The organism is Nitrosococcus wardiae (assembly GCF_004421105.1).
Classification (GTDB): Bacteria; Pseudomonadota; Gammaproteobacteria; order Nitrosococcales; family Nitrosococcaceae; genus Nitrosococcus; species Nitrosococcus wardiae.
Genome location: NZ_CP038033.1, coordinates 3,502,652 through 3,515,995, shown reverse-complemented (window position 1 = coordinate 3,515,995; position 13,344 = coordinate 3,502,652). Strand labels below are relative to the sequence as shown.

Annotated in this window: 9 protein-coding genes; 8 read left to right on the top strand and 1 reads right to left on the bottom strand. The window is 51.8% G+C overall.

Annotation, left to right across the window (positions count from 1 at the left end; genetic code table 11):
- The first annotated feature begins 22 nt into the window (after nucleotides 1-22).
- The 8 genes from E3U44_RS16560 to hypF all read left to right on the top strand — a co-directional run bounded on the left by E3U44_RS16560 (nucleotide 23) and on the right by hypF (nucleotide 10,460).
- Nucleotides 23-1,543, top strand: coding sequence for a c-type cytochrome (locus tag E3U44_RS16560; protein ID WP_134359199.1), 1,521 nt, complete (start codon nucleotides 23-25; stop codon nucleotides 1,541-1,543).
- 34 nt (nucleotides 1,544-1,577) lie between these two features.
- Nucleotides 1,578-1,994, top strand: coding sequence for a hypothetical protein (locus E3U44_RS16555; RefSeq protein WP_134359198.1), 417 nt, complete (start codon nucleotides 1,578-1,580; stop codon nucleotides 1,992-1,994).
- 14 nt (nucleotides 1,995-2,008) lie between these two features.
- Entirely contained in the window at nucleotides 2,009-3,460 is a 1,452-nt protein-coding gene (locus E3U44_RS16550; protein WP_134359197.1) for a c-type cytochrome, read from the top strand.
- 13 nt (nucleotides 3,461-3,473) lie between these two features.
- Complete coding sequence (locus E3U44_RS16545; protein WP_240761613.1) at nucleotides 3,474-4,547, top strand: lipoxygenase family protein; 1,074 nt, start codon at nucleotides 3,474-3,476, stop codon at nucleotides 4,545-4,547.
- A 23-nt stretch (nucleotides 4,548-4,570) separates the two neighbouring features.
- Entirely contained in the window at nucleotides 4,571-6,232 is a 1,662-nt protein-coding gene (locus E3U44_RS16540; protein ID WP_240761611.1) for a patatin-like phospholipase family protein, read from the top strand.
- Nucleotides 6,233-6,277: 45 nt separating this feature from the next.
- The gene (locus E3U44_RS20160; protein ID WP_240761605.1) at nucleotides 6,278-6,607 is read left to right on the top strand and encodes a hypothetical protein; all 330 of its coding nucleotides are present in this window, start codon (nucleotides 6,278-6,280) and stop codon (nucleotides 6,605-6,607) included.
- A gap of 340 nt (nucleotides 6,608-6,947) precedes the next feature.
- Nucleotides 6,948-7,997: a class I fructose-bisphosphate aldolase gene (locus E3U44_RS16535; protein ID WP_134359196.1), complete on the top strand. Its 1,050-nt coding sequence runs from the start codon at nucleotides 6,948-6,950 to the stop codon at nucleotides 7,995-7,997.
- Nucleotides 7,998-8,087: 90 nt separating this feature from the next.
- Nucleotides 8,088-10,460, top strand: coding sequence for a carbamoyltransferase HypF (gene hypF, locus E3U44_RS16530; RefSeq protein WP_134359195.1), 2,373 nt, complete (start codon nucleotides 8,088-8,090; stop codon nucleotides 10,458-10,460).
- Nucleotides 10,461-10,738: 278 nt separating this feature from the next.
- On the opposite strand, the gene E3U44_RS16525 is transcribed toward hypF, so the two are convergent.
- A complete protein-coding gene (locus E3U44_RS16525) occupies nucleotides 10,739-13,093 on the bottom strand; it encodes an NADP-dependent malic enzyme (protein WP_134359194.1) in 2,355 nt (784 codons plus the stop codon).
- Nucleotides 13,094-13,344 lie beyond the last annotated feature (251 nt).

Below are 13,344 nucleotides of genomic sequence, written 5' to 3'. Positions count from 1 at the left end.
CTGTCACGGAGCATCGATTGACATGGCTACGCACCAGAAGCAGTCAGCGGCTAAGTCGGAAAAGCCTAGCAAGTCGCGACTCATCTTCACTATCTTGATAATCGCTATTATCCTTGTCGTCGGTGGTTATCTCATTGCTCGTTTTGTGCCGGAAAAGCCGGTGGACTATGAGGCCATTGATGATCATTTTAAATACGGTTCCATTGGTAGCGAACCTGCCAATGGTCTGCCCTATTGGATATGGAAAGTCCTTCCGGAAATGTTTCCAGAGAAGTTTCCAGGTAAGGGGGGATATGCTTCATTCGGATTCATTTACGAGGAAGGGCGGGATTTGCCCATTGGGGTATCACAACGTCGGGTGACAGGGATCGATCGGGTTTGGTTGAATTGTGCCGTTTGTCATACGGGCACCCTGCGGGAAACGAAGGACAGCCCGCCTCAGATCTTCTTGGGAATGCCTGCAAATGACTTTAAATTGTACCAATTCATCCAGTTTTTGAGAGAGGTTGCCTTAGATAACCGTTTTACCTCAGAAAATGTGATGGCAACGATTGAGGAAATGGGTGGCAATCTCGATCTTATCGAGAAAGTTGCCTATCGCTATTTCATTGTGGATCGGGTGCGCGCTGCCCTATTCGAATTACGCGACCAATTAAATTTTCTTGAGCGCCAACATCCCTGGGGACCCGGTCGGGTGGATACCTTTAATCCTTATAAGGTCATCCAGTTTAATTTCCCTATGGACCAATTACCTGAAGAGGAGTTAATTGGCCCGGCCGATTATCCTTCAATTTGGAATCAGCGGCCCCGGGAAGGGATGTACTTACACTGGGATGGCAATAACCCCTCCGTCAAGGAGCGCAATAAAAGCGCTGCCTTAGGAGCAGGCGTTACTCCGGTCACAATTGACTTGGAGCGGATCAGTCGTATTGAAGACTGGTTATGGGATTTCGAGCCTCCGGCTTATCCTAAGGAGATTGATCAGTCTAAGGCAGATGAGGGCAAGCAGCTTTATATCCAATATTGTGCTGAATGTCATGGCCTAAAAGAAAGGGATCAGTACGTGTTTGATACCGATCGATTTGCTCGCCTAGGACGGGTGGAGCCCATCGAAGAGATCGGTACAGATCCGGGACGGCTCAATTCCTATACCGAAATATTATCAGTCAATCAAAATACCCTTTATGTGGGTTATCCCTGGCGTTTCAAACATTTCCGAAAAACCAATGGCTATGCCAATATGCCCTTGGATGGTATCTGGTTACGGGCTCCCTATTTGCATAACGGGTCGGTGCCGACACTGCGCGATCTGCTGGAGCCGGTAGAAAATCGGCCGCAGGTGTTCTATCGGGGTTATAACGTCTATGACTGGGAAAAGGTGGGGTTTATCTCTGAGGTGGCCAAAGAGGGTGATCACTCATTCTTTAAATTTGATACCCAGGTGAAGGGAAATTCCAATGCTGGCCATGAAGGCGAAGCTTATGGGACCTCCCTAAGCGGAGCACAAAAGGAAGCCATTGTCGAGTATATGAAGACTTTTTAAAAGAAATGAGTGGATCAGTAGAAGGAATAAAAAAATGAGTCATTATGCTGCTTGGCACGGCCGCGTGGTGTGGTTTGGAATCATTTTGAATATGTTTTTTGTCTTTCCCTTGGTGTTGGCGCCAGGATGGTTGTTAGGACTACTTAATATTCCGTTAGATCAACTGATCTGGGCACGGGCCTCGGGGATGTTGCTTTTCATCATCATTGTTTTTTACATACCTGCTACCTGGGATCTAAAACGCTACCGGGCGACGGCCTGGTTTTCCATCTTTCCCTCTCGGACTTTTGGAGCCACCTTCTTTACGGTTGCCGTGTTCCTGTTCGGCCAGCCGGTTGGTTTTCTGTCCATTGCCATTGTGGATGGTTTTATTGGAATCACGACATTTATTTTGCTGTTGCTGGTGACTCTTGAGGAGAGAAAAATGGGCAGCCCGGTGGCGATAAAATAGGAGGACCAGAGCTAATGCAGTCAAAAATTGTTCGCTGGATCGTTGTACTGTTGGTATTAGCCCTGGTGATTGGGGCTGTTGGCTGGTACAAGCTCCTTCGCGAAGTTGAACAAACTTCTCTTAAAGAAGCTTCGGCTGAGGAATGGTTTAAGTACGGTTCCATTGGCAGCGAGGAAGAGCAAGGGGTTCCCTATTGGATTTGGCGTGTCTTGCCGAAGATGTTTCCTGAGTATTTGCCCGGCCCCGGTGGTTATGCCTCCCTCGGTGTTCCTTGGGAACAGGGCCAAGAAATGCCGGTGGGTTTCTCCAAAAAAACCGTGGGTTTTCCCCGCGTGTCATTCAACTGTGCCTTTTGCCATTCGGCTAGATATCGCCTTGAAAAAGACAGTCAGCCCACGATTGTGGTTCCCGGACCGGGGAATACCGTCAGGCCCCAAGATTATGCTCGTTTCCTAGCCGCTGCGGCGAATGATGCCAGGTTCAATCCTGACAACATTATGGAGGAGATCGGTTTGATCTACGAATTGTCCTGGTTGGACAAGCAGCTCTATCGTTACTTGATTATTCCCATGACTAAAAAAGCGCTGATCCAATATGGGCAAGATTTTGCTTGGGCCCAAGAAAAGCCACCGTGGGGCACGGGGCGTATTGATCCCTTTAATCCCATTAAGTTCGGAATCCTGGACATGGGAATCGACCCGACTATTGGTAATTCGGACATGATGCCCCTATGGAACATGAAAGTCCGCGAAGGAGATGCCCTCCATTGGGATGGTTTGAATACCGATCTTCATGAAGTCGTGATTAGTTCCGCCATTGGTGATGGTATGACTTACAAAGCCATTGCCCATGAGAGCCTGGATCGTATCGAGGCCTGGTTACAGGAGGTCCAACCTCCCCCTTCACCCTTTGATGCCGATGAGAAGCCTTCCTCTCCTTATCACTTGGATGAACAGCTGGCGGCAACGGGTGAAGCCATTTATGAGCAGCATTGCGCTAAATGCCATGCGTGGGGAGGGGAACGTCATAGGACGGTGATCCCGGTTGAAGAAGTGGGTACCGATCGCCATCGGGTGGATATGTGGACGGCTGAAGCGGCTAAACGCTACAACGCCTATCAGGAAGAGTACGATTGGGGGATGCGCCACTTTAGGGATGTAGACGGCTATGTGGCGGTGTCCCACGATGGTTTGTGGTTGCGGGGGCCTTATCTCCACAACGGTTCTGTACCTACCCTGCGGGATATGCTTAAAAAACCGGAAGAGCGGCCTCAGGTCTTTTACCGGGGTTACGATCTTTTCGATCCCGTTAATGTGGGCTTCGTGTCCCAAGGGGAAGAAGCTGAGCGTATCGGTTTCCGTTATGACACCCGCGTTCCCGGCAACAGCAATCAGGGACATCTATTTGGCACGGATCTTCCGGAGGAGCAAAAAGAAGCGTTGCTTGAGTATTTAAAGACGCTTTGATAAGGAGAACATCATGAACACTTCATTTTGCTGGGACGGTAAGCGCTTGCAGCCGGTAGCCATTCAAATTAATGGGTCGCCGAGGGGCCGGCTCTTTACTCCCCAGGATCCCGATTTAGATTGGTTTGTGGCCAAACTGTGCGTACAGATTGCCGATGCCAACCACCAGGAACTCGGTACCCATTTTGCTCGCACTCATGTGGTCATGGCCCCTTTTGCCGTGGTCACTAACCGTCAATTGGCAGAAAACCACCCCCTGCATGTTCTGTTGCGGCCCCATTTTCGGTTTATGCTCTACGACAATGACTTAGGACGGGCTAGATTTATCCAGCCGGATGGCCCAGTTGAACATATGATGGCGGGCACTTTAGAAGAATCCATTGGGATTTCTGCCGCCTTTTATCAGGAGTGGCGGCTAGATGAAGCCGCCTTTCCCGTTGAGATCGCCAGCCGCAAGATGGATGATCCGGAGGTGCTGCCCCATTATCCCTTCCGGGATGATGGGATGCTGGTATGGGAGAGTACCCAGAAGTTCGTGAAAGAATATCTAGCGCTCTATTATCAAAGTCCTGAAGGGGTGACCCGGGATCAGGAATTGCAAAATTGGGCCCAAGAGCTTGCCGCCAATGACGGGGGCCGGGTGGCGGGTATGCCAGCGCATATTGAAACCGTTGAGCAACTTGCCAACATTCTCAGCACCGTTATTTATACTTGTGCGCCCTTACATTCGACATTGAATTTTGCCCAGTATGAGTACATCGGCTACGTCCCGAACATGCCCTATGCTGCCTATCACCCCATTCCCGAAGAGGGCGGTATCGATATGGAAACCCTGATGAAAATTCTGCCCCCCTACGAGCAGGCCGCGCTGCAGCTAAAATGGACCGAGATCCTCACCTCCTATCACTACGATCGCTTGGGACACTATGAGGAAAAATTTGAAGATCCCCGGGCACAAGCCGTGGTAGAACGGTTCCAGCAGGATCTAGCGGCAGTCGAGCAGGAGATTGAGCAGCGTAATCAAGGACGCCCGCTAGCCTACAAGTACCTAAAGCCTTCGGAAATCATTAACAGCATTAATACTTGAGGTAGGAGTAAAGCTTGAACTACGTGGCAGAAAATCAGGGTTCAGAGAAGGCTCTAGAGAGCAATTTCCCTATTTTGACGGCGGAACAAGTTCTGGAGCAGGAGCGTAGGCGTCTCCAGGAGCGGCGCCGTCAGGCAAGACTTGCGGCAGGTCAGCCGGAAAAAGATGCGGTGGGCCTGACTTTCTCAGGTGGCGGGATTCGTTCCGCCACCTTTAATTTAGGGTTATTACAGGCGATGCATCGTTATGGCTTCCTCAAGCATGTGGATTATCTCTCCACGGTTTCAGGTGGAGGCTATATTGGCAGCTCTCTGACTTGGTTTATGTCTTGTCTCAAGCAAGACTTTCCTTTCGGAACTTCCCGCCGCGATAATACCGAAACACCAGGCGCCATCGTGAGCTGGCTGCGCCAGCACGCTTCTTATCTGACTCCCGGTGAGGGTATTGATCTCTGGGCTTTGTCAGCGGCGATTATCCGGGGCACCTTAGTTAACCTGTTGGTCATTATTCCGATTCTTTTTGTGGTAACCGTATTCCTGGTTTGGCTACCCGGCCCGGTGATTATGGCTGGTTATCCCCACGATGGTTTTACTGCACTGCTGTTGGTGGGGCTCGCCTCTCTGGCTTTGCTCGGTATCACTTCCATTTTCTATGCTCTGTTCTCTAGCTTTCGCCGCTTGCAGCGATTTCGTTTACGGCACCGGACTAACTTCTGGATGGGGCGGATGCTGTTTTTTGGGGCCGGGTTTGTGGTGCTGGGGACGATTCCCTTTCTGCATGGTTATCTGGATTTATATTTTGAGCACTTGATTGAAGAATTTAATACTTCTTTTTCTCTGGCAGGGGTGCTGTCCCTGGTGGCAGGTTGGATAGGTCGGGACTCGGGAAAGGAACTCAAAGGATATCGCAAGGTTTTGTTGAACGTGGGACTCGCCTTGGCAGCTTATGGTCTATTGCAATGGATGTATCATGGCGCTGATGCCATTGTGAATGATGGCGATGTAGTGAGAGATGAACTCCTGCGCGGGGGGATAATTTTATCCATTCTCATTGGCGTATTGGCCAATATTAACTACGTTTCTATCCACCGTTATTACCGGGACCGGCTGTTGGAGGCATTTATGCCGCCAGTGGATTTTACTGATTTTAGCGCCCCTAATAAATGTTTGTTAAAAGACGTTCCCCAGACCACAGCCCCTTACCAAATCATTAATACCATGATGATGACCTGGAATTCCTCTACCCCCAAGTTGCGGATCCGAGGAGGGGATAATTTTATTTTTACTCCTTTATTTTGTGGTGCTCAGTCGACAGGCTATGCCCCCAGCACTCACTATCTGGGGGGTACGATGGATCTCAGCACAGCCTTTAGTATTTCAGGGGCGGCTATCGATCCCAATACGGGGGTGACCCGCTCTCGGCCATTGTCTTTTATGATGACTTTATTGAACCTGCGGGTGGGTTATTGGGCCCGCAACCCGAAGCGACCCGCCCGGATTATGAAAGGATGGTCGCGTCCCTACTGGCTCATCTACTCCTTGCGGGAAATGTTCGGCCTCAAGATGGATGAAAACCAAATGCATATTTATTTATCCGATGGCGGGCATTTTGAGAATTTGGGGCTTTATGAACTGATAAGACGCCGATGCCGTTATATTGTGCTTTGCGATGCGGCCGAGGATTAGGATTGGAAGTTCGACGATTTAGGCAACGCCTTAGAGAAAGTCCGGGTGGATTTTGGTGCTGCTATCGACATTGATACCCAAATGTTACAGCCTCAGGGTCCCAACAGATTCTCGCCCCAGCCCTGGGTATTAGGAGACATTCACTATGCAGACGGAAGTCGAGGCACTTTACTGTATATCAAAGCTTCGGTTTTTTCTGGTCTTCCAGAGGATGTGTACGCCTATCGTCGAGCTAATCCCGAATTTCCTGATCAGTCTACAGGTGATCAGTTCTTTGATGAGCCCCAATTCGAAGCCTACCGGGAATTGGGTTTTCAAGTAGGTAAACGGGTCTTTGAGAATAAAAAGCTTAATAAAGTTTTTTCCCCTAACTAGGGGTTTATAGTGGTTCCCATTTAGATGGAACTTCATGGGCTTGGGGCCAGAGTGACCAGACCGTCGGCGGCACCGATCCGCCGGGAGCGAATCAGGACCTCCGCAGGAGACCCTGAGGGCGCGCCTCAAGGGTAAGCCAAGGTGGACTCACGTAGGCCGGTGAACGCCCGTCCCAAGCGCCTGAATGCTCATTAGGGAACCGGGAGGTTCTTGCAATCCCGTTTGGAGTTCTCGCCATCGTCGCGGGTAAGGGTCATTGACAATTTTCCTCTCCTTTCTAGTCTATGAGGTAACCTTTTATTTTAGTTGTTTTGATTGGTGAAGGCTGGAGGAGAACTCAATGATTAATATTGAAGCGCTTTTTGGTGAAGAGGCGGAATACTTATTGGGCTATCAGTGTCAGGGAGTTGACAAAAGCGCTCTCTATTTGCCGGGGCCAGATTTCGTCGATACTGTCGTGACCCAAACGGACCGGAAGCCGCGGGTGTTGCGCAGCCTGCAGACCCTCTTCAATCATGGCCGCCTGGCCGGTACCGGCTATTTGTCCATCTTGCCAGTCGATCAAGGGGTGGAGCATTCTGCGGGCGCTTCATTTGCCCCCAATCCCCTCTATTTCGACCCGGAGCGTCTTGTTCAGCTGGCCATAGAAGGAGGTTGTAACGCGATTGCTTCCACTTTAGGCGTACTCGGTGCAGTATCTCGTAAGTATGCGCACCGTATTCCTTTTTTAGTGAAGCTCAATCACAATGAATTGCTGACCTATCCAAACCGCTATGAGCAAACCCTATTCGCTAGCGTTGATCAGGCTTTTGATATGGGAGCAGTGGCAGTAGGTGCGACTGTTTATTATGGTTCTGAAGATTCTCGGCGCGAAATTCGGGAAGTCTCAGAAGTTTTTCAGCATGCCCATGAGCTTGGTCTGGCAACGGTACTCTGGGCCTATTTGCGTAATTCAGCCTTCAAACATGAAGGAACCGATTACCATACTGCAGCAGACCTTACAGGTCAGGCTAACCACTTGGCGGCAACGATAGAGGCGGATATTGTGAAGCAAAAACAAGCCGTGACCAACGGTGGCTATACGGCTATTGGCTTCGGCAAGACCGATTCCCGGGTTTATGATCAACTTACCTCCGAGCATCCCATCGACCTCGTGCGTTATCAAGTCGCCAATTGTTATATGGGCCGAGTGGGCCTGATCAACTCGGGAGGTCCCTCCGGCAAAGATGACCTTCATCAAGTAGTGCGGACCGCAGTCATTAATAAGCGAGCGGGAGGAATGGGCGTGATTTCTGGTCGCAAGGCTTTCCAGCGATCACTGAAAGAGGGTGTGGAGTTGTTGAATGCAATTCAGGATGTTTATTTATCAGAGAAAATTACGGTCGCTTGAACCATTTAAAGTGATTTAACTTAAACCACAGGCAGGGGCAGGCGCTGGTTTCTGCTTCCGGACAGAGAAAGAGCCAGGATTACTTTTATTGTGTCGGAGTCTAAGCAATGCCCCGCGGGGGAGGCTATTCGACTTCGCGGCTTGGTGCAGGGGGTCGGGCTGCGTCCCACTATCTGGCGCTTAGCGAAAGAGTATAGACTTTGGGGTGAGGTGAGCAATGACAGCGAAGGAGTCTTAATCCGCGCTTGGGGTCAGAGAGAAGCTCTGGAAACCTTTATCCATCAATTAAAATTCCAAGCGCCCCCCCTGGCCCGTATTGATGCGGTTGAACATTGGCCCTTGGAGACCAGCCCGCCAATTGGCGCATTTCGCATCCTCCCCAGTACTCAAGGTGAAGGACAGACAGGGGTGGTGCCCGATGCTGCTGTTTGCGTGTCCTGCCTAACGGAAATTTTTGACCCTACCTGCCGACGCTATCGCTATCCGTTTACCAACTGTACCCATTGTGGACCGCGTTTTTCTATCATTGCGGGGATTCCCTACGATCGCTCCAATACTACCATGGCGCCCTTTGCCCTGTGTCCCGCATGTCAGGCAGAGTATGAGGAGCCTCAGGATCGGCGCTTTCATGCTCAGCCTAATGCCTGTCCCCAGTGCGGGCCTCAGGTTTGGTTGGAAGATGCAACTGCTCGAGAAATTCCCCCAACCGCCCTAGGCTGCGCCGATCCTATTGCCGCCGCGGCACAGCTGTTGCGTAAAGGGGGTATTGTGGCGATCAAAGGATTGGGAGGATTTCATCTAGCCTGTGATGGGACGCAGTTTGCAACGGTGGCTAGGCTCCGTTCAAATAAGCGCCGCTATGAGAAACCTTTGGCCCTGATGGCCCGGGATCTGGAGATTGTCCGGCGCTATTGCCAGGTGACCGAGGAGGCCGCGCAGCTGTTGCAAAGTTCGGCAGCTCCCATTGTGCTGCTGCCAAAGGAAGGAAAAGAAAGGGTGGCGGAAAATGTGGCACCGGAGCAACGGTATCTGGGGTTTATGCTTCCTTACACTCCCTTGCACCATTTACTGTGTGCCGAGCTGGAGCAACCCCTGGTCATGACCAGCGGGAATCTTTCCGAAGAGCCTCCCTGTCTTCATAATCCGGTTGCCCGCACCAAGCTGGCGGGTATTGCCGATTATTTTTTACTCCATAATCGGGACATCATGAACCGGGTGGATGATTCGGTCGTTCGGATCCTGGGGGGACGGCCCAGGTGGCTGCGTCGCGCCCGAGGCTATGCCCCAGCCCCCCTGGTGCTGCCGCCAGGCTTTGAAGCCGCGCCGCCGTTACTCGCCCTGGGGGGAGAACTTAAGAATACTTTCTGTTTGCTCAAGGAGGGTCAATGCCTTCCCTCCCAGCACCTGGGGGATCTGGAGGAGGCCAATACTTTCGCGGATTATCAACAAAACCTTTCCCTTTATCGCCGCTTGTATCAGCATATTCCCAAGATGTTGGTGGTAGATCGACACCCGGAGTATTTGTCCGCCAAGCTGGGCCGGGAATGGGCCGCTCGGGAGGGACTGCCCTTACTGGAAGTGCAGCACCATCATGCCCATATCGCCAGTTGCATGGCCGAGAATGGACTGCCGTTGGAGACCTCGCCGGTGCTAGGGGTGGCCCTGGACGGTCTAGGCTATGGGGAGGGGGGGATTCTATGGGGAGGAGAATTTCTCCGTGCCGATTATCGAAGTTTTGAACGCCTGGCCACTTTTAAACCTGTTCCCATGATAGGTGGGGTCCAGGCCATCCGGGAACCGTGGCGTAGCACCTACGCCCATATTCTCGCCGGCTTGGGATGGGACAGGTTTCAGGAGGAGTATGGGGCTCTAGAACTGTTTCAATATCTCAAAAGTAAACCTCTAGCCACCTTAAACGCCATGGTGAAACGGAGGCTAAATTGTCCCCAGACCAGCTCTTGCGGACGATTATTTGATGCAGTGGCCGCGGCCTTGGGCGGGCACCGGGAGCAAGTGAGCTTTGAGGGCCAGGCCGCCATGGCTGTGGAGACTTGGGCAGAGGCGGGATGGTCGCAAAAAGATCGCTGCCCACCCTATCCTTTTGCCCTTAGCATGGAGAGTAGCAGCAGATTGCCTTGGATTGACCCCACCCCCATGTGGCAAAGGTTATTGAACGATCTTGGTCGAGGCGAGTCCAGGGAAAAAATGGCGGTTTGTTTTCATCTCGGGTTGGTGGAAGCATTAGTCGCCATGGTCAAGCACCTTGGGAAAGCACAAGGTATAGGGATTGTGGCCCTTTCCGGCGGGGTGTTTCAGAACCGGTTGTTGCTAGAAGGCATGATTTCAAGCTTGACGGCCGAAGGGCTGACGGTGCTTTCACACCGCTATTTGCCTGCCAATGATGGAGGAATTTCGGTGGGACAAGCCGTGGTAGGGGCGGTTTGGGCATTGGACGGCCAATGAACCTTATGGTATTTATGCCTGAGCCTACCCGTTTCCTTATTTAGGCGATTTCCGGTTGTTATCCCCCCCTCCCTTAGAGGAGGGAGAAATTAAGAATCTCAAGCATTCACCCCCACCCTTTCCCTCCCCCATCAAGGGGGAGGGGATGTTATAAGTCTCTTAGTAAAAGTTTTGAAGTATTCCTGGGGCGAGCCGGTGGTGTGGAGCCAGGGGACAGGGAAGTCCCCGCACCGATAGGTACTTATTTGGGCTGAACTTTATCAAAACCTGCAGACCGGTCAGGCGGAGCGGGTCTGAAGCTCCATTTCTTGGGCCTGTACAGCGGCAATGGCGGCAATATTCACGATAGCGTCCACAGAAGCGTCCCGTTGCAGAACATGATAGGGCTTGGATAACCCCATCAGGATAGGTCCAATGGCCTCGGCGCCCCCCAGCTCTACCAATAGTTTATAAGCAATATTCCCTGAGGTTAGATCAGGGAAGATCAGCACGTTAGCGCCCTCCTTCAACCGGCTGAAGGGATAAGTAGAATGGAGAATGGCTTCATTAGTGGCCGTATCCGCCTGCATTTCCCCGTCGATAACCAAATCCGGACGCCGACGGTGGACCATTTCCACCGCTTCTTGAACCAAATCCACCAGGGCGTGCTTCACTGAGCCGAAATTGGAAAAGGAAAGCAGGGCGATTCGCGGCTCAATATCGAAACGGCGCGCCGTGTCTGCTGCCGATAGGGCAATTTCAGCCAAGGTTTCCGCATCGGGGGTGATGTTGACCGTGGTATCGGCACAAAAGATGAGCTGGTTTTTGAACAGGAGCATATAAAGCCCGGAGGCATGACGGATTCCTTTGTCCAGGGGAAGGATTTGAAGGGCCGGGCGGATGGAATCCGGATAATGGTAAGTTTCGCCACAGACCACCGCATCCATTTCCCCTTGAAGCAATAGCATGGGGGCATAGTAATGGCGGCGCAGCATATGGCGCCGAGCTTCGGCTAAGGTGACTCCTTTGCGGGCCCGCATGGTAAAGAACCGCTGGGCAAGATCTTCCCGGAGGGGATGGGTCTCAGGGTCAAGCAGTTCCATCGGCTGCAAATTAACCCCTAGCTGCTTCGCCTTTGCCTGGATCTCGCGGGAATTGCCAAAAAGGACCGGTTCACCGATACCTTCTTCCACAATACGGCTCGCAGCGCGGATAATGCGTTCATCATCTCCTTCAGGAAATGCGATCCGAATAGGAGCAAGGGCAGCCGGCTTTTCCGTGGGGGGATGCTCCGGTTCAAGGCTTTGGACGGCCATTTGGGAGCGGCGTTTGGCCTTGTTGATGACTTGCCGCATGACTTCTTTAGAACGTCCCAGGCGGCGCTCCAACTGTTCCCGGTAGGTCTCAAAGTCCCGGATAGGGGCACGGGCAGCCCCGGATTCGGCGGCCGCTTTGGCCACTGCGATGGTCACCTGCAGCAATACCCGGGGATCGAAGGGTTTGGGAATCAGGTATTCCCGGCCAAACTCAATTTTCTCCATGCCATAGGCGCGGCAGACAGTTTCTGGAACTCCTTCTTTGGCCAGAGCCGCCAGAGCTTGGGCCGCGGCAATTTTCATGGCTTCATTGATGGTGTGGGCGCGGACATCCAGAGCGCCTCGGAAAATAAAAGGAAAGCCAAGCACATTGTTAACTTGATTGGGATAATCGCTGCGGCCTGTAGCCATAATTACATCGGGGCGGGCGGCCAGGGCATCCGGATAGGTGATTTCTGGATCGGGATTGGCCATGGCAAAAATAATGGGATTGTCGCCCATGGAGCGAACCATCTCAGGGGTGACCACATTGGCAATGGATAATCCGCAGAAAACATCAGCCCCCCTCAAGGCTTCTTCTAAAGTATGGGCTTGGCTGGGCCGGATAAATTGGGCCTTATAGGAATTATAGCGGGGATGGTCTGGCACCAGATCCTGACGTCCCTCATAGAGCACTCCCTTGCTGTCGCAGAGCAGCAGATTTTCTGGGCTCACGCCCAGGATGAGGTAAAATTTGGCACAGGCAATACCCGCCGCACCGGCGCCGTTGATGACCAGTTTGATTTCATCTAGCCTTTTGTCCACCAACTCACAGGCATTAAGCAGGGCCGCCCCGGAGATAATGGCCGTGCCGTGTTGATCGTCATGGAAGACGGGGATAGCCAGGGTCTCTTTCAGCTGTTCTTCGATATAGAAGCAATCAGGGGCGGCGATGTCTTCTAAATTGATACCGCCGAAAGTGGGTTCGAGCAGCCGGCAGGCCTGAATCACCTCCTCGGCGGTTGAGGCATTGAGTTCGATATCAAATACATCGATATCGGCAAAGCGCTTGAATAAGACCCCCTTGCCTTCCATCACCGGTTTACTGGCTAAAGGACCCAAAGGCCCCAAACCAAGCACCGCGCTGCCGTTGGTTACCACGGCCACCAAATTGCCTTTGCCAGTATAGAGATAGACATCATCGGGGGACTGATAAATTTCCCGGCAGGGTTCAGCCACCCCGGGGGAATAGGCTAACGCCAGGTCGCGCTGGGTGAGGCAAGGTTTACTGGGGGTAATTTCCAGCTTGCCAGCCCGCCCCCGGCGATGGTATTCGAGTGCTTCGTCACGGGAAATCATGAATACAATTGTATTTCTATGGTGTCTATGTTGTCGAATTTTGGAGTTTCGCGATGACTGATTTCAGTCCCTTTTTACCTTTTAAGGGTTAAATACAACAAAGACTTAACTACTTTTTCCTTACAACTTAACCCTTAAAACTTAAAACTTAAAACTTATTTCATAAGCATAGTTGACAAAGAGGGCTCTCTAACCCCTAATGAGGCCATAGAGGAAAGGTGCTATTTCGGTTATAAAAAGTGGATTTGGTT

What these genes read in the sequence shown, in the direction of transcription:
- E3U44_RS16560 (WP_134359199.1), top strand. Translation starts at nt 23, where the DNA reads ATGGCTACGCACCAGAAGCAGTCAGCGGCTAAGTCGGAAAAGCCTAGC.
- E3U44_RS16555 (WP_134359198.1), top strand. Translation starts at nt 1,578, where the DNA reads ATGAGTCATTATGCTGCTTGGCACGGCCGCGTGGTGTGGTTTGGAATC.
- E3U44_RS16550 (WP_134359197.1), top strand. Translation starts at nt 2,009, where the DNA reads ATGCAGTCAAAAATTGTTCGCTGGATCGTTGTACTGTTGGTATTAGCC.
- E3U44_RS16545 (WP_240761613.1), top strand. Translation starts at nt 3,474, where the DNA reads ATGAACACTTCATTTTGCTGGGACGGTAAGCGCTTGCAGCCGGTAGCC.
- E3U44_RS16535 (WP_134359196.1), top strand. Translation starts at nt 6,948, where the DNA reads ATGATTAATATTGAAGCGCTTTTTGGTGAAGAGGCGGAATACTTATTG.
- E3U44_RS16525 (WP_134359194.1), bottom strand. Translation starts at nt 13,093, where the DNA reads ATGATTTCCCGTGACGAAGCACTCGAATACCATCGCCGGGGGCGGGCT.